The organism is Acidobacteriota bacterium (assembly GCA_030697165.1).
GTDB lineage: Bacteria > Acidobacteriota > Vicinamibacteria > Vicinamibacterales > UBA2999 > 12-FULL-67-14b.
On the sequence record JAUYQQ010000003.1, the window covers coordinates 145,473 to 165,714 of the forward strand.

16 protein-coding genes and 1 other RNA gene are annotated in these 20,242 nt (G+C 66.3%); 15 read left to right on the plus strand and 2 right to left on the minus strand.

Annotated elements, in window-relative coordinates:
- Positions 1-47: 47 nt before the first annotated feature.
- Genes ttcA through dapF form a run of 4 tightly spaced genes read left to right on the plus strand, consistent with a single transcriptional unit; the run spans position 48 to position 3,040 of the window.
- On the plus strand, positions 48-917 hold the full coding sequence (gene ttcA / locus Q8T13_03465) for a tRNA 2-thiocytidine(32) synthetase TtcA (GenBank protein MDP3716806.1): 870 nt from the start codon (positions 48-50) through the stop codon (positions 915-917).
- Positions 914-1,363, plus strand: a complete 450-nt coding sequence (gene dtd, locus Q8T13_03470) for a D-aminoacyl-tRNA deacylase (protein ID MDP3716807.1) — start codon at positions 914-916, stop codon at positions 1,361-1,363. The genes ttcA and dtd overlap by 4 nt, the downstream gene beginning before the upstream one ends.
- 4 nt (positions 1,364-1,367) lie before the next feature.
- On the plus strand, positions 1,368-2,216 hold the full coding sequence (locus tag Q8T13_03475; GenBank protein ID MDP3716808.1) for a hypothetical protein: 849 nt from the start codon (positions 1,368-1,370) through the stop codon (positions 2,214-2,216).
- The gene (dapF, locus tag Q8T13_03480; protein MDP3716809.1) at positions 2,216-3,040 is read left to right on the plus strand and encodes a diaminopimelate epimerase; all 825 of its coding nucleotides are present in this window, start codon (positions 2,216-2,218) and stop codon (positions 3,038-3,040) included. Before Q8T13_03475 ends, dapF begins: the two co-directional genes overlap by 1 nt.
- A gap of 63 nt (positions 3,041-3,103) precedes the next feature.
- Here dapF and Q8T13_03485 read toward each other — a convergent pair whose 3' ends face one another.
- On the minus strand, positions 3,104-3,676 hold the full coding sequence (locus tag Q8T13_03485) for a hypothetical protein (protein ID MDP3716810.1): 573 nt from the start codon (positions 3,674-3,676) through the stop codon (positions 3,104-3,106).
- Between Q8T13_03485 and radC the strand changes: the two genes are divergently transcribed.
- From radC to Q8T13_03540, 11 genes are all read left to right on the plus strand, one after another.
- Positions 3,675-4,436, plus strand: a complete 762-nt coding sequence (radC, locus tag Q8T13_03490) for a DNA repair protein RadC (GenBank protein MDP3716811.1) — start codon at positions 3,675-3,677, stop codon at positions 4,434-4,436. The genes Q8T13_03485 and radC overlap by 2 nt on opposite strands.
- Positions 4,433-5,749 (plus strand): nickel pincer cofactor biosynthesis protein LarC, encoded by a 1,317-nt coding sequence (larC, locus tag Q8T13_03495; GenBank protein MDP3716812.1) that lies wholly within the window; start codon positions 4,433-4,435, stop codon positions 5,747-5,749. The genes radC and larC overlap by 4 nt, the downstream gene beginning before the upstream one ends.
- On the plus strand, positions 5,746-7,770 hold the full coding sequence (metG, locus tag Q8T13_03500) for a methionine--tRNA ligase (protein ID MDP3716813.1): 2,025 nt from the start codon (positions 5,746-5,748) through the stop codon (positions 7,768-7,770). Before larC ends, metG begins: the two co-directional genes overlap by 4 nt.
- Before the next feature lie 101 nt (positions 7,771-7,871).
- Positions 7,872-10,556 (plus strand): protein kinase, encoded by a 2,685-nt coding sequence (locus Q8T13_03505; GenBank protein ID MDP3716814.1) that lies wholly within the window; start codon positions 7,872-7,874, stop codon positions 10,554-10,556.
- Between the two features lie 98 nt (positions 10,557-10,654).
- The gene (locus Q8T13_03510) at positions 10,655-11,434 is read left to right on the plus strand and encodes a TatD family hydrolase (protein MDP3716815.1); all 780 of its coding nucleotides are present in this window, start codon (positions 10,655-10,657) and stop codon (positions 11,432-11,434) included.
- An 87-nt stretch (positions 11,435-11,521) separates the two neighbouring features.
- The gene (locus Q8T13_03515) at positions 11,522-12,523 is read left to right on the plus strand and encodes a polyprenyl synthetase family protein (GenBank protein MDP3716816.1); all 1,002 of its coding nucleotides are present in this window, start codon (positions 11,522-11,524) and stop codon (positions 12,521-12,523) included.
- 87 nt (positions 12,524-12,610) lie between these two features.
- Positions 12,611-14,632, plus strand: a complete 2,022-nt coding sequence (gene ligA / locus Q8T13_03520) for an NAD-dependent DNA ligase LigA (protein MDP3716817.1) — start codon at positions 12,611-12,613, stop codon at positions 14,630-14,632.
- Complete coding sequence (locus Q8T13_03525) at positions 14,629-16,161, plus strand: trypsin-like peptidase domain-containing protein (protein ID MDP3716818.1); 1,533 nt, start codon at positions 14,629-14,631, stop codon at positions 16,159-16,161. The genes ligA and Q8T13_03525 overlap by 4 nt, the downstream gene beginning before the upstream one ends.
- Positions 16,158-17,585, plus strand: coding sequence for a sigma-54 dependent transcriptional regulator (locus Q8T13_03530; GenBank protein ID MDP3716819.1), 1,428 nt, complete (start codon positions 16,158-16,160; stop codon positions 17,583-17,585). The genes Q8T13_03525 and Q8T13_03530 overlap by 4 nt, the downstream gene beginning before the upstream one ends.
- Positions 17,586-17,592: 7 nt before the next feature.
- Positions 17,593-18,050, plus strand: an RNA gene (gene rnpB / locus Q8T13_03535) — RNase P RNA component class A.
- Positions 18,051-18,068: 18 nt separating this feature from the next.
- Positions 18,069-19,001, plus strand: a complete 933-nt coding sequence (locus Q8T13_03540) for an SDR family oxidoreductase (GenBank protein MDP3716820.1) — start codon at positions 18,069-18,071, stop codon at positions 18,999-19,001.
- On the opposite strand, the gene Q8T13_03545 is transcribed toward Q8T13_03540, so the two are convergent.
- On the minus strand, positions 18,926-20,242 hold the full coding sequence (locus Q8T13_03545; protein ID MDP3716821.1) for a metallophosphoesterase: 1,317 nt from the start codon (positions 20,240-20,242) through the stop codon (positions 18,926-18,928). The genes Q8T13_03540 and Q8T13_03545 overlap by 76 nt on opposite strands.

Genomic DNA, 20,242 nt, shown 5'->3' on the forward strand with positions numbered 1-20,242 from the left:
TCGCCAGGTCGCCAGATCTACGACACCCTGCTAACATCGAGTTGGTCATGGCATATCGTTCGCCCCTTGAAACGCGCCTCGCCAAGAAGACCACCAAGGCGATCACCGACTTCAACCTGGTTGAAGACGGCGACCGCGTCATGGTCGGTTTGTCGGGCGGCAAGGACAGCTGGGCATTGATCCAGATCCTGGACGAGCTGCGAAAGCGCGCCCCGATCAACTTCTCACTGGTCGCTGTTAACGTCGATTCGGGGTACGAGGGTTACCAGCACCAGCAGGTTGGCGAGGCGTGCCGCGGGCGCGGCTGGGAGTTCTACAGCGAGCACACCAACATTGGCGCCGTCATCGACGACAAGCTCGACAGCGACGAGACGCCCTGCTCGCTGTGCGCGCGGCTGCGCCGTGGCGTCTTGTACCGCATGGCGAAGCAGACCGGCGCCACCAAGATCGCCCTGGGCCACCACCTGGACGATTTCGTCGAAACCGCGTTGTTGAACCTGTTCTTCGCCGGTGCCCTCAAGGCCATGCCGGCGCGGCTGACCTCCGACAACGGCGCCCACGTCGTGATTCGTCCGCTCGTCTACGTCACCGAGGCCGAGGCGCGCGCCTACTGCAAGGAGCGCGAGTTGCCGATCATTGGCTGCTGCTGCCCGGCGTGCGGCGACCTCAGTCTGCAGCGGCAACGGGTCAAGCGGCTGATCGCGGAGCTCGAACGCGAACATCCGGCCGTGAAGAACTCGATGATCAAGGCGCTGGCGAACGTCATGCCGCGCTGGCTGCTCGATCGGCGTCTCAATCCGCCAGGTGAGGTGCCCCAGGCCATCGCCACCCAGCTCGAGGAGTTCGACGATGTGCCGGCCGATGTGCCGCTGATCCCGTTGATGCTGTCCCGGCCCACCGTTCCCGTCAAACCGTGAGAGCTGTCGTTCAGCGCGTGACCTCGGCGAGCGTGACCGTTGCCGAGCGGGTCATTGGCGAGATCGGCCAGGGCCTGCTCGTGCTGCTGGGGGTTGAGCAAGGCGACGGTCCAACCGATCTGCAGTACATCGCGTCAAAAGTTCGTGACCTGCGCATCTTCGCGGACGAAGACGGCAAGATGAACCGATCGGTGCTCGACCTCCAGGGCGGCGTGCTCGTGGTGTCGCAGTTCACGCTCTCGGGCGACGCCCGTAACGGCCGGCGTCCATCGTTCGCCTCGGCAGCTCCGCCGCAGATTGCCCGCGCGCTCTACGAAGAGGTCGTGCGAGAATTGTCGGCGAGTGGCCTGCGCGTCGCCACTGGAGAGTTCCAGGCCATGATGCAGGTGTCGCTGGTCAATGACGGTCCCGTGACTATTCTTCTCGACAGCAGGAAAACGTTCTAAGCCCATGATGCGAACCTTCACGACCACCCTACTTGTGCTCGGCATGGCGGCGGCCTCGCCGGCGCTGGCGCAGCAGCGGCCGCTGCAAACCGAAGATCCGGAGACGATCGGCTCCGGGCGCGCCCTGATCGAAACGGGGATTGATTACCAGCGCGACATCCTTTTCCCTGTCTCGGGACTGCGCGGCAACCACGTGACGATGCCGGCGTTTGGCCTCAGCCTCGGGGTGAGCTCGATCGCCGAGATCCAGTTCGATTGGGGCATCTATCAGAAGCTCAACATCACGGAACGGTCCTCGGGCGCGCCCCTCGCGTACCTGTTGCAGATCGACGGCGACAGCACCAACGACTTTGGCGACATCCGCATCGGCGCGAAGGTGAGGCTGCTGTCCGAGACCGCGCGCCGGCCCGCCATGGGCAGCTGGTTCTCCACGCGGTTGCCGAACGCGGGCAATGAGTCCGGTCTTGGCAAGGACGTCCAGGATTTTGCGTCGGCCCTGACCATTGGCAAGACCATTCAATCCGTGCGCGTGGTCGCGAACATTGGCTTGTTGATGATCGGCCGCCCGACCGAAGCGGTCGCGCAGGATGACTTGCTGATCTACAGCCTGTCGGTGGCGCGTGCCATCAGCCAGAACACCGAGCTGGTCGGCGAGTTTGTGGGCCGCGCGAACTTCGCGGATATCGTCACCCCGGGCGCCGAGGATCGTGGCCTGCTGCGCTTTGGCGCGCGCTACACCAAGAGCGCGGTGCGCCTCGACGGCGGCCTCAACCTCGGGCTGACTTCGTACGACCCGGCGGTTGGCTTCACCGCCGGCCTGACGTGGGTCTTCAACGCGTTCCGCGTGCCTTGATGCTGTCGATCGCCAAGGCCCACGCCTACGGAAACGATTTTCTGTTCGTCCCGGCCGAACCGGTCGAGGGGCTGCGCCTCGACGAACTGTCGCGGCGGTTGTGCGATCGGCATTCGGGTCTCGGGGGTGACGGCGTCATCTACTACACCGTGGCTCCGGATGGCACGGCGCGGATGAAATTGATCAACACCGACGGCAGCCCGTCGGAGTTGTCGGGCAACGGCTTGCGGTGCCTGGCCGCGCTGGTGATGCATCAACGGGAAGCCGGCGGCCTCGCGCCCCTCACCGAAGTGCGCGTCGACACCGACGCCGGGTGGAAAACCCTGTCACTGGTGGGGCGCAGCGGCGGTCGTTACACCTTTCGCGCTGCGTTGGGACACCCCGAGCGTGTCGCCGAAGAGACGCTGGACGCCGCCGGCGAGCGGCTGAAAGTGACCACCCTGGCCGTTGGCAACCCGCAGTGCGTGGCGCTCGTGAAGGAACTGCCCGACCTCGCGCGGTTTCACCGGCTGGGGCCGGCGCTGGCAACGCATCCGCGCTTCGCTGAAGGTACTAACGTCGAGTTTGCCGTGGTCGAGGCGCCGGACCGCGTGCGCATCCTGATCTGGGAGCGCGGCGTCGGGCCGACCCACGCCTCGGGGACCGGCGCCTGCGCATCGGCCATTGCCGCCATCGCCCATGGCGGTGCGGCCCGCGACATCCAGGTCATGGCCCCAGGCGGCACGCAACGGGTCGAGTGGACCGGCGACGGCGTGTTCCTGACGGGCTGGGCCGAAGTGGTGGTCGACGGCCACTGGGTGCCGTCTCACGCCGACCTCTCGTAGGCAGAAATCGCGACAGCGAACGGCGGTTGGGATCGCGGGAATCGCGATCTCGGGGCACGCGCCCTAGCGCTTGCGGCGCGCCGGCGTGGCGGCCGGCGGCCGGTCGATTTGCGCCAATGCGGCCTGAAGCGCCACGGCGGTACCCTCGAGCGCCGGTGCCACGGCCAGGTAGTCTTCCTTCTCCAGTGCTGAGCGCGCCTTTTGCAAGGCCACAGTCGCCACGTCGATCGTGAGTTTCGGTGCGGCCAGGCTGCGGGCGGGTAGCGGCGAGGCCTTGAACTGGGTCTCGGCAGTGGCCAGCAGGGTGGCGACCTGGGCCACCGCGCGTTCGGCTTCGCCGCGCGCGTTGGCGCGGCCTTCCACCGCCAGCTTCGCGGCGTTCTGGGCGCGCTCGAAACTGTCAATCGCGTGGCTCAGGGCCTGCCGGTAGTCGTCGCCGGCCGCGGCCTCGTTCGAGCGAACGAGCGCGTCGACGGCGGCCTTGAGTTCGTCAGCCGCGAACCGTTCGGCACCGGCGGCGCGGGCCGCCTCGATCGCGCCCTGGGCCAGGTTCATTTCCTTATTCGGGGGTTCGGAGCACGCGGCAGTGAGGAGGGTGAGGATGACCAGCGCCAGGCGGCGAGCGACACGAAGCATGTCCGACGAGTATACGACAGCGTCGCCGCGCCGCCGCCGCGCGATCGCGGCAGAACGCGCCTCAATCAGCTACCATGATGGGTCGGCCACGATGGCGAGCGTCCCGGTGGAGGACCGTCCGCGGGAGAAGCTGGCACGGGCGGGCGCCGACGCGCTCGGCGACAACGAGTTGCTGGCGCTGGTGATTGGTTCCGGCACGCGGTCGCGAGGGGCCTTGGCGGTGGCGCAGGATGTGATCGCGATGGCCGACGGCCTGTCCAGCCTGGCCCGGCTCGGGATGGACGACCTGGAACGGGTCCCGGGGATCGGCGCCTCGCGAGCGGCGCGGGTGTTGGCGGCGGTCGAACTGGGCCGGCGCACGTTGACCCGCGACAGCCCCGATCGGCCGCGGTTCCTGACGATCAAGGAGGCCGCGCACTACCTGATGCCGCGGTTTGGCGGCTACGTGGTGGAACGGGTGGGCGTGATGCTGCTGGATCAGAAGCATCGGTTGATTCGGACCGCGGTGGTGTCAACCGGCACGCTCGATGGGACCGTGGCGGAACCGCGGGATATCTACCGGCTGGCCGTCGCCGCGTCGGCGGCGAGCGTGGTGGTATTTCACAACCACCCGTCGGGCGACCCGTCGCCGAGCACGTTTGACCGGCTGTTGACGCGCCGCCTGGCCGTGGCCGGCGACATGCTGGGGATCGAGTTGGCCGACCACATCATTCTGGGCGACGGGACGTACTTCAGCTTCAAGGAAGAATCTAAACGGTGACGATTCTCTACTTCGACTGCTTCGCCGGCGCGGCGGGCGACATGATTCTCGGGGCGCTCGTCGACGCCGGCCTGCCGTTCGACGAGCTGAAGCGCGCGCTCGGCAGCCTGGCGGTTGACGGCTGGGACGTGTCCGTCGACAGGGTCATCAAGACCGGCGTGACCGCCACCAAGTTTCGGGTCATCGAATCGGGCCATGTGGCGTCCGGCGATGCCGATGTGGCGTCCGGCTTTAGCCGGACCTCAAGCCGCACGCATACTCATGCAGGCGTGGCCAACCACACCCACGCCCACTCACACCCGCACGGCCATCACACCCTGAAAGAGATCGCGGCGGCGATTCGCCGGTCGGCGTTGTCGGATGGGGGAAAAACGAGGGCGATCGCCATGTTCGGGCGGTTGGCAGCAGCCGAGGCGGCCATTCACGGCCTGCCGATCGACCAGGTCCACTTGCACGAGGTCGGCGCCATCGATTCGATTATCGACATTGTCGGCGCCGTGTTCGCGATCGAGTGGTTCAAGGCGGATCGGGTCGTCGTGTCCCCCCTGAACGTGGGCGGCGGCATGGTCCGCTCGGCGCACGGCGTCTTTCCCGTGCCGGCGCCGGCGACGGTCGCCCTGCTGAAGGATGCGCCGGTGTACTCGTCGGGCATCCAGGCCGAACTATTGACGCCCACCGGCGCGTTGATCCTGACGGAGTACGCGGCGAGCTTTGGTCCGGTGCCGGCCATGCGGGTGACGAGCGTGGGTTACGGTGCTGGCGACCGGGATCTGCCGGAGACACCGAACGTGGTTCGGGTCCTGGTAGGCGAGGATGCCGAGCTCCACTTGTCCGCCGTAGCGCCGAGTGCGAAGGTGGACGCGCACGGCACCCAGGCGCATGCCGTCGTCGTCCTCGAGTGCGAGATTGACGACATGAACCCGCAAATCTTTGGCCACCTGATGGACCGGCTGTACGCCGCCGGCGCGCTGGAAGTGTTCTACTCGGCGGTGCAAATGAAAAAGAACCGCCCGGGCACGCTGATGACGATCGTGGCCCGGCCCGGCGACCGTGAGACGCTCTGCGAGATCGTCTTCCGCGAGTCGACCACCATTGGCGTGCGCTACCACGAGATGTCTCGTGATTGCCTGGAACGCGAGATGGTGAGCGTCGGCACGGCAGTCGGGCCGGTGCGATTCAAGGTGGCGCGCCGCCACGGCCAGATCGTGAACGCGCAACCCGAGTTCGAGGACTTGGCGAAACTGGCGGCCGAGCGGAGCATCCCAATCAAGGAGATTCAAGCGTTGGCGCAGAAGGCATGGCTGGAGCGATGAAGTATTTTCTGACGACCGCAATCGACTTTGTGAACAGCCGGCCGCATTTGGGCACGGCCTACGAGAAGGTCACGGCCGACATCATCGCGCGCTACCGGCGGCTGGCCGGGTTCGACACTCATTTCCTGATGGGCAACGACGAGCACTCGCAGAACGTCTACCGCAAGGCGATCGAGCAGGGGAAGGACCCGCTCGCGTACTGCGACGAGATGGAAGGCGTGTTCCGCGAGGTGTGGCAGCGCCTCGACGTGTCGTTCGACGACTTCATTCGCACCAGCGACAAGAAGCGCCACTTTCCGGCCGTGCAGAAGATGGCGCAGGCATGTCTCGATAACGGCGACATTTACGAAGGCGCGTACGAGGGCTTCTACTGCGTCGGCTGCGAGGCCTTCAAGCAGGAGAAGGACCTGGTGGACGGCAACTGTCCGATCCACAACACGAAACCGCAGTGGATCAAGGAGAAGAACTGGTTCTTCCGCCTGTCGAAATACCAGCAGCCGCTGCTGAAGCACTACCAGGAGCATCCCAGCTTCATCGAGCCCGACATTCGCCGCAACGAGATCCTGCGGCTGGTCGAAGGCGGCCTCGACGACATCTCGATGACCCGCGCCGGTCAATCGTGGGGCATTCCGGTGCCGTTCGATCCATCCAGCGTGGTCTACGTCTGGTTCGACGCGCTGATTAACTACGCCGCGGCGGTGGGCTACGGATGGGACGAGGAGCGGTTCAAGGAATGGTGGCCGGCCAGCCTGCACGTGGTGGGCAAGGACATCACGCGCTTCCACTGCGTGATCTGGCCGGCGATGCTGATGAGCGCCGGCGTCGCGCTGCCGAAGCAGGTGTTCGGCCACGGCTGGGTCTACTTCAAGGGCGAGCGCATGAGCAAGACGATGGGGAACATCGTCGATCCGCTGGATGCGGCGTCGCGTTTCGGCCCCGATCCGCTGCGGTTGTATCTCGCCAAGGAGATCCCGTACGGCGGTGATGGCGACTTCACCTGGGAGCGGTTCGAGGAGAAGTACAACGCCGACCTCGCCAACAACCTGGGCAACCTGGTGAACCGCGTCGCGTCGATGACGGAACGCTACCAGCAGGGGGCGATCCGGGCGGCCGGCGGCGGCCCACTGGCCGCCATCGCGGCCGAGAACGTGGCTGCCTATAAAGCCGCGATGGACGTGCATGCGCTGCACGACGGCGCCGCGGCGGCGTTCCGGTTGGTCAGCGCCGCCAACAACTACATTGCCGAGACACAACCGTGGGCGCTGGCGAAGGACCCGGGCCAGGCCGACCGCCTGAACGGCGTGCTCGCCGATACCGCTGAAGCGGTGCGCATTGCCGCAGTGCTGTTGTCACCGGTGATGCCGGCGTCGGCGACCGAGATCCTCCGCCGCCTCGGCGATTCTGCGCCGGCCTCCGACCGCCGGCTCGACAAAGACACCGCCTGGCGCGCGTCAGGTGAGAAGCAGGTTCTGAACGCGGGCGCCCTGTGGCCCCGCATTGAAGCAGACAAGGGAGTGAATGTGACGGAAGAGAATAAGGCGGGTCAGGCTGGTCAGGCGGGTGAGGCTGGTCAGGCTGGTCAGGCTGGTCAGGCGGGTGAGGCCGGTCAGGCAATTGCTGCGACCCCGGCAACCCAACCTGCCCAACCCGCCCAACCCGCCCAACCTGTCCCACCAGCCCCACCAGCCCCACCCGCCCTGATCACGATCGACGACTTCATGAAGATTCAGCTGAAGGTCGCGAAAGTCCTCGAAGCGGAGCGGATGCCCAAGTCGCAAAAGTTGCTGAAGCTGACGGTGGACGCGGGCGAGGCCGAGCCTCGCACGATTCTCGCCGGCATTGCCGAGTCGTACGAGCCCGAAGCCATGGTCGGCAAGACGGTCGTCATCGTGGCCAACCTCGCGCCCCGCAAGATGATGGGCCTCGAGTCGAACGGCATGGTGCTGGCCGCCAGCCCCGACGGCGGCGCCGCCATCGTGCTGAACGTCGAACCCGCGACACCGGGCACCCGGGTGAGGTAGACAGGAGATCAAGAGATCAGGAGAAACTTCCTCAAATGCTTCTGATCTCCTGATCTCCTGCGACCGATCGCCGTAGTGTAGAATCGGCGCGCGTCCCCCGAATGCCCCTGTCTCCAGGTTCCCGTCTCGGTCACTACGACATTGTCGCCGAACTTGGCGCCGGAGGGATGGGCGCGGTGTATCGTGCCCGGGACTCGAAGCTCAATCGAGACGTCGCGATCAAAGTGCTGCTCGCATCGGTTGCCGACGATGCCGACCGCCTGGCGCGCTTTGGCCGCGAAGCGCAGGTCCTGGCGTCGCTGAACCACCCCAACATCGCGGCCATCTACGGGGTGGAAGAGACCAACCCCGCTGGTCCGGCTGGAGCCGGACGCCACATGGCGTTGGTCATGGAGCTGGTGGAAGGGCCGACGCTGGCAGACCGGCTGGCGACCGGCGCGCTCCCTCTGGACGAGGCGCTGGCGATCGCGCGGCAGATTGCCGAGGCCCTGCTCGCCGCGCACGAGGCCGGGATCGTTCATCGCGACCTGAAGCCGGCGAACATCAAGGTGAGAGACGACGGCACCGTCAAGGTGCTGGACTTCGGCCTCGCCAAGGCGCTGGATCCCGCGGGTGGCTCGAGCGCCAACGCCATGAACTCGCCGACGCTCAGCGTCCACGCCACGCAGATGGGCCTGATTCTCGGCACCGCCGCCTACATGGCGCCGGAGCAGGCGCGCGGCCGCGCCGTCGATCGCCGTGCCGACATCTGGGCCTTCGGCGTCGTCCTGTTCGAGATGCTGACGGGTCAGCGTGCGTTCGAGGGCGATGATGTTTCGATCACGCTGGCGGCCGTGCTGAAAGACGATGTCGCCTGGACGGCGCTTCCGGCTGACTTACCGACGCCGCTGCGACGTTTGCTGCGGCGCTGTCTCGAAAAGGATCCCCGGCGGCGACTGAGTTCGATCGGCGATGCCCGTCTGGAGATGGACGATGTCAACGCGAGGGCGGACGAGGCTCCCCCCGCCGCGCCTGCGACGGTGATCGCCGCGCCGGGGTCAGCGTCCAAGGCTCCGTGGATCGTGGCGGCGTTCGCGACCATCGTCGCCGTTGCCGCCGTCGTGCTCTGGGCTCCGTGGCGTCGTGAAGCCGATCCTCCAAAGGCAACGTTCGAAATACGCGTTGATTCTTCGGGCGTCGTCCCGCCGTTGATGCTGGCGCTATCCCCTGATGGCCGCCAGTTGGTGGCGCGCGTCACGGAGGAAGGGATCGGAAAACTGTGGCTGCGCCCAATCGAGCGCGTGAACGGGATGATGTTGCCCGGAACCGAAGGCGGCACACACCCATTCTGGTCGGCCGACGGCCGACACGTCGGGTTCTTCGCCGATGGCAAGCTGAAGAAGGTGGACACGCTCGGTGCTACTCCACAGACCGTGGCTGATGCTGGCGGCGGCCGTGGAGGTACCTGGAATGGTGAAGGGGTCATCCTGTTCGCGCCGGTGGCGAACGGTGGCCTGATACGCATCGCTGCGTCGGGTGGCCCGCAAGCATCGGTGTCGGAGTTGGACCGATCTCGCGGCGAGACGGCTCATCTGTTCCCGCGCTTTCTCCCTGATGGCATTCACTTTCTATACCTGGTCCAAAGCAGCCAGCCGGAGAACACCGGCATCTACGTGGGCTCGCTAAATTCAAAAGACAGGAAATTTCTGGTCGCCGCCACGACCAAGCCGGAGTTTGCCTCGCCGAACCTGCTCCTGTTTCTGCGCGAAAGTACGTTGATGGCGCAGCGGCTCGATCCGATCACATTCGAGATGTCTGGAGACTCATTTCAAGTGGCCGAGGGCGTCGGTTCGGGCCCGTCCACCGGCACGGGTGGCATGACGGTCTCGCAGAATGGCGTGCTTGCCTATCGGAGCGGGGGCACGGGTGGTCGTCAGCTCACCTGGATTGATCGCACCGGAAAAGTTGAGCCAAGCGTCAAGCCGGCAAGCATGTACGAAAATCCCAGACTGTCGCCTGACGGCGCGCGCCTCGCCGTGTTTCGGGCAGAGGGCGGTGGCGATATCTGGATTGATGACCTTGCACGAGGCAGCAGCACCCGCTTCACCTTCGATCCTGCGGCAGACAACGTCCCGGTCTGGTCTCCGGACGGAAAGCGCATCGCCTTTGTCTCGAACCGCGACGGTGGTGTGTTCAACCTCTACGTGAAGGACGCCGGTGGAACCGAGGTCGAGAAGTTGCTCTTGAAGACGCCGTTCAACAAGTTGATCAACGATTGGTCACCGGACGGCCGATATATTCTGTATCAGGAAGACGATCCCGTTACGAAGGCAGACCTCTGGGTGCTGCCCTTGGTCGGAGACGCCAAGCCGGCACGCGTGGTCGCGACTCCATTCAGTGAGTTCGGGGCCTCGTTTTCGCCTGATGGACGCTGGATTGCCTACACGTCGGATGAGAGCGGGCAGGCCCAGGTGTTCGTGCAGAGCTTTCCACTCGCCGGGGGTAAGTGGCAGATTTCATCAACGAGCGGCTACTACCCGCGCTGGCGCTTGGACGGGAAGGAATTGTTCTTCGACAGTGGCGGTACGCTGATGGCAGTGGATCTGACAGGCGCGGTTCCGGGAGGCGCTTTCAGAGCCGGCGTGCCCCAGGTATTGTTTCAGGGCCTGCTGAACTTGCCGCCGCACAATTACGACATCACACCAGACGGGCGCCGCTTTCTCATCGTCTCCACGCCGACGGTGCTGGACGGAACCGCGCCGATCGTGGTCGTGCTGAACTGGATGACGGGGCTGAATAAGCAATGACCCAGCAGATCAGGCGGCGTCTAACAGGAGATCAAGAGTTCAGGAGAACCTAACCCAAATGCTCCTGGCCTCCTGATCTCCTGTTAGCGGGACCTTACGTGACTGACTCACACTGCCACATCGCCGGCGAGGAGTTCGCCGGCGATCTCGTCGAGGTGGTCGCGCGCGCGCGCGCGGCCGGCGTGCGGCGCGCGCTCGTGATCCTGGCGGCCGAAGACGAGGCGGAGTTCGCGCGCGTCCCGGTGGTGGCAGCGGCATGGCCCGAGTGCCGTTTCGCCGTGGGCGTGCATCCGCACCATGCCAATCACTACGCGGCCGATCCGCAGGCGTCGGCGACCGCCGTCGTCGCGCGCCTCGACGCGCTGCCGGCGGTGCGGGCGATTGGCGAGATCGGTCTCGATTACCACTACGACTTCTCCCCGCGCGAGGTGCAGCAGGCGGTGTTTCGGGCCCAGTTGCGGCTGGCGAAGAGCCGCGATTTGCCGATCGTAATCCATACGCGCGAGGCAGAAGATGACACGCTCCGCATCCTCGCCGAAGAGGGCGGCACCGACTTGCGTGGTGTGTTCCACTGCTTCACCGGCGATTCGGCGGCGGCCGACCGCGCCCTGGCGACCGGGTTCTACCTGTCGATTCCCGGAGTGGTGAGCTTTCCCAAGGCCGAGGCGCTGCGAGCTGCGCTCACGCGGGTGCCGGCCGACCGCCTGCTCGTCGAAACCGATAGCCCCTACCTGGCGCCGGTGCCGTACCGCGGCAAACGGAACGAGCCGGCCCACGTGGCCAAGGTCGTCGACTACGTCGCCACGGCCCGTGGAGTGGCGCCAGCGGTCGTCGCCGCCGAAACCGATCACAACTTTGACGCACTGTTCCGGCCGTAGGATTCCTGCAAAGCTCGCCCCTGCAAGCATTAACAGGCGTTCCCTTTCGTTGACACCGCCCTCTGCCTATGGTGAGATTGAGGCCACGTGTCCAATGCCGCACCCCGGACCCAAGCGGACCTGATCCAACTGTTCGAACCCGTACGCGAAGACTTGCTTGCGGTCGAGCGTGAGTTCGCGATGCAGGTCCAGTCGCAGATCCATATCATCCCGGAGATCGGCAACTACCTGCAGAAGAGCGGGGGCAAGCGCGTGCGTCCGGCTGTGCTGCTCATGGCCGCGCGGCTGTCCGGCTATTCCGGCCCGCGCGCCATCACCAACGCCGCGGTCGTGGAGTTCATTCACACCGCCACGCTGGTGCACGACGACATCATCGACGATGCCGAGGTGCGGCGGGGGCGTAAGTCCGCGCACGCGCAATGGGGCAACGACGTCACGGTGCTCGCCGGCGACTTTCTCTACATCAAGTCGATGGCCATGGCGCTCACCCAGGACTCGCTGGACGTGGTGCGCCTGCTGTGTGATGTCACGCTGCGCATGATCGAAGGTGAGCTCTATCAGCTCACCAAGAACGGCGTGGTCGATCTCACCGAGAACGAGCATTTCGACATCATCCACCGCAAGACCGCTTACCTGTTTGGAGGCTGCGCGCAGATCGGCGGCATTCTGGGCGAGGTTGGCGCCGAGAAAGAACAGGCGCTGCGCGAGTACGGGTTCGGCCTCGGCACGATGTTCCAGTTGGTTGACGACCTGCTCGACTTCACCGGCGCGGCTGAAGTCATTGGCAAGCCGGTGGGCGGCGACTTGCGCGAAGGCAAGATCACGCTGCCGATCATCCACCTGCTCGAGCACGGCGGCGCCGAGGCGAGCGACCTCATCCGCAACGCCGTTCGCGATCGCGACGTCAGCGCCGAGAACTGGGCGCGCATCAAGGCGCTGCTGGCGGAGCACCGATCGCTTGATTACGCCTATGCCCGCGCGGTGGAGTTTGGCGAGACCGCCAAGCGCCAGCTGCGGCAGTTTTCGCCCAGCCGCGAGCGCGAGGCCCTGATGGGGCTCGCCGACTACGTTCTGCTACGAGACCGGTAGAAATGCATCGCACTGAAACACAGAATCACGGAAACACCGCCAACCATTGAGTTTTATGTGCTTCAGTGCTTCCGTGTAAGGCATTGAATGATTCCCGCCGAGCGCACCGACCAACTCCGACAGCAGATCCGGCGGCACGAAGAGCTCTATTACCTGCACGCGGCGCCGCGGGTCTCCGACGCCGAATTCGACGCCTTGATGAACGAGCTGAAGGCGATCGAGGCGGCTCACCCCGAACTGGTCACACCCGACTCACCCACGCAGCGCGTCGGCGGACGTCCGGCCGAAGGCTTTGTCACGGTCGATCATCTCCAGCCGATGCTCAGCCTCGACAACGCCTACAACGAGGAAGACCTGCGCGCCTTCGACGAGCGTGTGCGCAAGGGCCTGGCGCTCGACAGATCACCGGGGTACGTGGCCGAACTCAAGATCGACGGCCTCAGCATTGCCCTGACCTATGATCACGGCCGGTTGGTGCGCGGGGCGACGCGCGGCGATGGGTCGCGAGGTGAGGACGTGACCGCGAACGTGCGCACCGTGCGCGCCATCCCGCTGGCGTTGAAGAACGGTCCGGAGGGTCGCCTGGAGATTCGCGGCGAGGTCTACTTGCCGAAGCAGGCGTTCGAGCGGATGAACGAAGAGCAGGAAGCCGCGGGCGAGCCACTGTACGCCAACGCCCGCAACACCGCGGCCGGCACCATGCGCAACCTCGACCCCGCGCTGGTGTCGAAGCGCGGACTGTCGGCATGGCTGTACCAGGTGGTGTCACCGGGCGGGTTGGGCGGGTCGGACGGGGCGTCTCTGCATTCGGAGATGCTGCGCGATCTCAAGAGTTGGGGACTGGCGGTGGAGCCGCACTGGCGTGAGTGCGACGGCATTGACGCGGTGATCGTCTTCTGCGACGAGTGGCGCGAGAAACGCGGCCAGCTGGCCTTCGAAACCGACGGCGTCGTCATCAAGCTGAACGACCTGGCGGCTCGCGAACGGTTGGGGACGACGTCGAAGTTTCCGCGGTGGGCGACGGCGTTCAAGTTTCCCGCCGAGCGCAAGGTGGCGATGCTGCACCGGATCGAGGTGAACATCGGCCGCACCGGCGCGGCGACCCCGTTTGCCATGCTCGAACCGACGGTCGTGGCCGGATCGACCATCTCCATGGCTACGCTGCACAACCCCGACGACATCATCCGCAAGGACATTCGCCCGGGCGAGATGGTGATTATCGAGAAGGCCGGCGATGTGATCCCGCGCGTAGTGGGTCCCGCGCACCCCGAGGCGGCCGACCGCCCGGCGCCGTGGGTGATGCCGACCGCCTGCCCGGTGTGCAACAGCCCGCTGCACAAGCCTGAAGACGAGGCCGTCTGGCGATGCGAGAACAGTTCGTGCCCCTCCAAGCTGCGGCGCGGGCTCGAGCACTTCGCGTCGCGCGGCGCGATGAACATCGAGGGAATGGGCGAGTCGCTGGTCGGCCAGCTGGCCGAGTCGGGCCTCGTGAAGAGCCTGGCCGATGTGTATCACCTGACGCCCGAGGGGCTCGAGAGCCTCGAGCGGATGGGCAAGAAGTCCGCCGCCAAGGTGATCGGCGAGATCGAGAAGTCGAAGGCCAACGAGGTGTGGCGGCTGTTGTATGGCCTGGGCATTCGTCACGTCGGTGAGCGCGGCGCGCAGGTGCTGGCCGACCACTTCGGGTCGGTCGCCGAGATCCAGGCCGCGTCGCTCGACGCCTTGCAGCAGGTGCGCGAGATCGGGCCGGTACTGGCCCAGGCGGTTCGCACGTGGTTCGACGAACCGCGCAACCGCGAGCTGGTCGAGCGGCTGCAGGCAGCCGGGCTGAAGATGACCGGCGAGCGCAAGGTGGCGCCGGCTGGTCCGCAGCCGCTGGCGGGCAAGAGCTTCGTGATCACCGGCACGCTGGCGTCGATGTCGCGCGAAGACGCGCAGGCCAGGCTCGAGGCGCTTGGCGCAAAGGTCACCGGTTCGGTCAGCAAGAAGACCACGGCGCTCATCGCCGGCACGGAACCGGGGGCAAGCAAGACCGAGAAAGCGCGCGCACTGGGCATTGAGACGCTCGATGAAGAGGCGTTCTTGCGCCGTATAATGATCGAATCATGACGCGGCAGTTCGCGTGGATCATCGCCACGCTCACCGGCATCATCGGCCTCCTGGTAGGCGTCATCCTGTCGACGCCGCGGCTGGCCGTGCCGGGAAGTGAGGCTGGCCTGGACGCCTCCGGTGCCGGCGTGTCGACCCTCCAGGCGCGCGGTGACGCGGAGTCCGGCCCGGCAGGAACCGGAACCGTGGAGCGGTTCAGCCCGGGGCCCGTGAATTTCGCCGACATCGCCGCGCGGCTGAACCCGGCGGTGGTCAACATCGACGCCACGGCCCGCGGCCGGCGGGCACGCCGCCTGCTCCAGGAGGGCGCGCCGCGCGACGGCGACCCGTTTGACCTGGGCCGTCGCGGCAACGAGGCGCCCCGGCGCGGGACCGGCACCGGCTTCCTGATCGACGCCGCCGGCCACATCCTGACGAATCACCACGTGATCGAGGGCGCCGAGCGGCTGACCGTGAAGCTGGCCGATGGCCGCAGCCTGCGCGCCGAGGTGGTGGGATCCGATCCCGACACCGACATTGCTTTGATCAAGGTCTCGGGAGCCACGCCGTTTCCGCACGCCCCGCTCGGCGATTCGAGCGGCCTGCGGGTCGGCGAATGGGTCTGCGCCATTGGCAATCCGTTGGCGTACGAGCACACCGTGACGGTCGGCGTGGTCAGTTTCATTGGCCGCAAGCTGTTCGACGCGAGCCTCGACAACTACATCCAGACCGATGCCGCCATCAGCTTCGGCAACAGCGGCGGGCCGCTGATCAACGGACGCGGCCAGGTGATTGGCATCAACTCGGCGATCAGCCGCCAGGCCAACAACATCGGCTTCGCGATTCCGATCAACCAGGCGCGTGGCATCCTGCCGCAGTTGAAGAAGCTCGGCCGCGTCGAGCGCGGCTACATCGGCGTGACGCTGCGCGACGTCGATCCCGATCTGCAGGCCTCGCTCAAACTGCCGCAAGGGGAAGGCGCGCTGGTCCAGGACGTGGCCGCGGGCTCGCCCGGCGCGCGCGCCGGCCTGCGCCCGTACGACGTGATCATGTCGGTGGACGGCCAGCCGGTGCAGACCCACGATGGCCTGATCCGCGACATTGCCGAGCGCGTGCCGGGCAGCAGCGCGCGCCTGGCCTACGTGCGCGACGGCCGCGCCCGCGAGGTGTCGGTGAAGCTGGCCGAGCGGCCGCAGCGGGCGCAGGAGACGCCGGTGTCGCCGGCCGACCGCTCGGTCCAGCGTACCGGCCCGGGCGAACTCGGGCTGAGTCTGATCGAGATCGACGACAGCAACGCCCACCGCTTCGACATCCCTTCCGGCATGACCGGCCTGCTGGTGCAGCGGGTCGAGCCGCTCTCGCTGGCCTACGACGCCGGCATCGAGCGGGGCGCCATCATCCTGGAGCTCAACCGCCAGCCGGTGAACTCGATCGCCGGGTTCCGCCGCGTGGTGGGCGCCGCCCAGCCGGGCGACATCCTGGCCGTGTTCCTGTATGACCCCGACGCCGGTACTCGCTCGATTCGCACCGTTCGCACGGAGCAGCGGTGAAGCCACGCATTCTCGTGATTGACGACGATGTCGCGATTCGCGACTCGTTCAAGATGACGCTTGAATACGAGGGGTATGAGGTGATGCTCGCGGCGAGCGGCGACGAGGGCGTCAAGCTGGTCGAGCGGGAATCACCGGACCTGGTGTTTTGCGACATCAAGATGCCGGGCATGGACGGCCTCGAGGTGTTGCAGAAGCTCCACCACATGGTCGGCGTCACCCCCATCGTCATCATCACCGGGAATGCCGACATCCAGAACGCGGTCGAAGCCACCAGGCTCGGCGCGTTCGACTTCATCGAAAAGCCGGTTGAACGCGACCGCATGCTGTTGACCGCGCGCAACGCGGTCGATACCCGCCGGCTCAAGAGCGAGAACAAGCACTACCGGCGCGATGCCGAGAAGCGCTATCAGATCGTCGGCGACTCACCCTCGCTGGCGGTCGTCCGCAGCGCGATCCAGAAGGCGGCGCCGACCAATGCCACGGTGCTGATCTGGGGTGAGAGTGGCGTCGGCAAGGAGCTGGTGGCGCGCGCCATTCATCGCGACAGCCTGCGGCGCGATGGCGCGTTCGTCCAAGTCAATTGCGCCGCCATTCCCGACGAGCTGATCGAGTCGGAGCTGTTCGGCCACGAAAAGGGGTCGTTCACCGGCGCGACCGACCGACAGATCGGCAAGTTCGAGCAGGCCGACAAGGGCACGATCTTCCTCGACGAGATCGGCGACATGAGCCTGAAGACGCAGGCGAAGGTGCTGCGCGTGCTGCAGGAGCAGGAGCTCGAGCGCCTGGGCAGCAACCGCATCATCAAGGTCGACGTCCGGGTCATTGCCGCCACCAACAAGAACCTCGAGGAAGAGATCGACCGCCACACCTTCCGTGAAGACCTGTTCTATCGCCTCAACGTGGTGCCGATCCACGTGCCGGCGCTGCGCGAGCGCCGCGACGACATCCCGGCGCTGGTCCGCCACTTTGCCGACCTGTTCGCGCGCGACAACAACTTCCACCGCAAGACCTTTACCGCCGCCGCCATGGAGCGGTTGAAGCAGCAGCACTGGCGCGGCAACATTCGCGAGCTGCGCAATTTCGTCGAGCGGTTGATGATCATGACCGGTGGCGAGGCAATCGACGCCCGCGACATCCCCGAGGGCGGCGCCATCCGCGGCGACGCGCCGATGCTGGCCGCCGGGGCCGGGGCCGGTGCCGACGGCGACGTGGCCGTGGCGGGCGCGGCGACGCCCGCATGGCTGCAGGCCACCACGCTCCAGGAGTTCAAGTCGGGATCGGAACGGGCGTACCTGGTGGCGCGGTTGAGGGAGAATGGATGGAATATCTCGAAGACCGCCGAGGTCATCGATACGCCGCGCAGTAATCTATACAAGAAGCTCGAGCAGTACCAGATTTCGCAGGAGAAAGATTCGAACTAGCTACGCTGCAGTGAGCCGGGTAACCGCTGCCATCAGTAACCTTGCCGCGAGGTGAGAAGTGCTGGCGGGAGAGGAAAGTCCGAACTCCACAGGGCAGTGCGCCGGGTAATTCCCGGGCGGGGCGACCCGACGGACAGTGGCACAGAAAATATACCGCCCTGAGCGAGGGGCGGCGGGCCGTGAGGCCCGTCGTCCCGAGTCGAAGGGTAAGGGTGAAATGGTGGGGTAAGAGCCCACCGCGCGCTTGGTAACAAGCGTGGCAGGCCAAACCCCGCACGGAGCAAGACCAAATAGGGAGACGAGGCCCCCCGGCGCAAGCTGGGGACCGCCACAGGCGGCCCGCCTGAGGTCTCCGGGTAGGTTGCTCGACCCCGCCAGTAATGTCGGGGCTAGAGGAATGGTTACCCTCGCGGCGCTCGCAAGGGCGTCGCGGGACAGAATTCGGCTTATAGGCTCACTGCGGCACTCTTTGGGAAAACGTTGATGTCCACTTATCTCGTGACCGGCGGTGCCGGCTTCATCGGCTCTCACCTGTCGGCCGCGCTCGCCGCCCGCGGCCACCGCGTGCGGGTCGTCGACAACCTGGTGACCGGCTTTGAGCACAACCTGCAGCCGGGCGTGGAGTTCACGGCCGGCGACCTGGCCGAGGCCGACACGGCCGCGGCGGCGGTGGTGGGTGTCGACTACGTGCTGCACCAGGCCGCCATTCCGTCGGTGCCGCGCTCGGTCAAGAATCCGCGCGAGTCGCACCGGGCCAACGTCGACGGCATGCTCAACATCCTGGTGGCGGCCAAAGACGCGGGCGTCAAGCGCATCGTGTTCGCCGGGTCGTCGTCGGTCTATGGCGACCAGCCGACGCTGCCCAAGCGCGAAGACATGCCCACCAAGCCGATGACGCCGTACGCGTTGCAGAAGCTGGTCAGCGAGCAATACGGGCAGATGTTCACGCGCCTCTATGGGCTGGAAGTCGTGACCACGCGCTATTTCAATGTGTTTGGGCCGCGGCAGGATCCCGGCTCACCGTACTCCGGCGTGATCTCGTTGTTCATCAAGTCGCTGCTCGATGGCACGCGACCGGTGATCTACGGCGACGGCGGCCAGACTCGCGACTTCACGTTTGTGAGCAATGTCGTGGACGGCGTGCTGCGCGCGGCCGAGACGCCTGGCGTGGGCGGGGAAGTCTTCAACGTGGCGACCGGCGGGCGCGTGTCGCTCAACGAGCTGCTGACGACGCTGAAGAAGATCATCGGGTCTGACGTCGACGCGATCTACGAGGAGGCGCGGACCGGTGACGTGCGCGATTCGCAGGCTGACATCGCGAAAGCCGAGCGCCTGCTCGGCTACCGGCCGACGGTGACGCTCGAGGACGGGCTTCGCCAGACCGTGGCCTGGTTCCGCTCCGCGTCGTCTATGTAGTGTCCGCCTTCTTGACCGCCGTAGCCTTGGCGAAGGTGGTTAGGCGGACCTTCGAGCGGCACCTTCCCGTCTTCGTAGATGGCGGTGAGTACGTCGCCTTCGATCAGCAGGGCCGACGCGCGGCCCTTGTAATAGCTCAACATCCCCGTATCGATCAGGATCGCGCGGCCACCGAAGCGGGCGTTGATCCGCCGGTTCTGCTGCGGCGTGTGGCCAGTTACGAACCGCCTGGCGTCGTACCGCTGCAGCAGCGCCGCGAACGGCCCGCCACTCGCGTCGTCTGGCAGCGTGGCGAGTCCGCGATACCAGAGCGGGCCGTCGCCGGCCACCACCAGCCACGTGTCGATCTTCAGGATCTCCTGCGCCTCGAGCAGCAACGCCGTGTTCAGCTTTGAGCGGTCAGGTTGCTTGCCTTCGGCCTGGGCCGCGGCGATCAGCGCGTTGGCGGTGCCGATTTCGTTCGAGGCGACCTGCAGGATTTCCTGCAGCGTGAAGAACGGCAGCGCGAGCTTCTGGGCCACCAGCAGGTCCCTGAACCGGTCGAGCCGCCGCACTTCGGCGCGGAGCAGGGTGTTCATGTCGTCGAACTTGGGTGGCGCGGTGTCGGGGTCGAACCCGGCGTGCATGAAGATTGAGCCTTCGTGCCGCAAGACCATGTCCTTGTCGCGCAGCCACCGGCCGTACTTCCCCTTCGGCGCGAAGGCCTCGCGATACTCGACGTAGCCGGGCGGGTGCGTGGTGAGCCACGCGTCGCGCGTTTGCCCGTAGACCGGCGGCACGGACGCGCCCTTCGCCACGCGGGCGGCCGCCAGGGCGGCGTACTGCGACCAGGCCTCCTGGCGCCGCGCCTCGGAGTTGGCATCGGCAAAGGTGGCGAAGATCTCGCGGGTGACGTCGCGCGTATCGCCGATGAGGTTCATCACCTCATGATTGCCAAGCAGCGACACGACGCGGCCGCCGGCCTTCCTGGCCTGCGGTTCAAGCGCCATCAGCAGGTCGAGCACGGCGCGCGTGCCGTCGCCGCGGTCGGTGTAATCGCCGGTTTGAATGAGGTGGGTGCGGCCGCCGGTCCAGCGGCCGTCAGCGCCGGTCAGTCCGGCAACCTTCAGGATCGAGGTGAACTCATCGATCGCGCCGTGGATGTCGCCGATCGCGACGACCCGCGGCGAGCCTTGCGCGGTGAGGAGTGCGGCGGGCGCACCCAGGAGCGCGCCGGCCAGCAAGGCTGCAACAATCCGCAT

What these genes read in the sequence shown, in the direction of transcription:
- ttcA (MDP3716806.1), top strand. Translation starts at nt 48, where the DNA reads ATGGCATATCGTTCGCCCCTTGAAACGCGCCTCGCCAAGAAGACCACC.
- Q8T13_03475 (MDP3716808.1), top strand. Translation starts at nt 1,368, where the DNA reads ATGATGCGAACCTTCACGACCACCCTACTTGTGCTCGGCATGGCGGCG.
- dapF (MDP3716809.1), top strand. Translation starts at nt 2,216, where the DNA reads ATGCTGTCGATCGCCAAGGCCCACGCCTACGGAAACGATTTTCTGTTC.
- radC (MDP3716811.1), top strand. Translation starts at nt 3,675, where the DNA reads ATGTCCGACGAGTATACGACAGCGTCGCCGCGCCGCCGCCGCGCGATC.
- Q8T13_03485 (MDP3716810.1), bottom strand. Translation starts at nt 3,676, where the DNA reads ATGCTTCGTGTCGCTCGCCGCCTGGCGCTGGTCATCCTCACCCTCCTC.
- metG (MDP3716813.1), top strand. Translation starts at nt 5,746, where the DNA reads ATGAAGTATTTTCTGACGACCGCAATCGACTTTGTGAACAGCCGGCCG.
- Q8T13_03505 (MDP3716814.1), top strand. Translation starts at nt 7,872, where the DNA reads ATGCCCCTGTCTCCAGGTTCCCGTCTCGGTCACTACGACATTGTCGCC.
- ligA (MDP3716817.1), top strand. Translation starts at nt 12,611, where the DNA reads ATGATTCCCGCCGAGCGCACCGACCAACTCCGACAGCAGATCCGGCGG.
- Q8T13_03525 (MDP3716818.1), top strand. Translation starts at nt 14,629, where the DNA reads ATGACGCGGCAGTTCGCGTGGATCATCGCCACGCTCACCGGCATCATC.
- Q8T13_03540 (MDP3716820.1), top strand. Translation starts at nt 18,069, where the DNA reads ATGTCCACTTATCTCGTGACCGGCGGTGCCGGCTTCATCGGCTCTCAC.
- Q8T13_03545 (MDP3716821.1), bottom strand. Translation starts at nt 20,242, where the DNA reads ATGCGGATTGTTGCAGCCTTGCTGGCCGGCGCGCTCCTGGGTGCGCCC.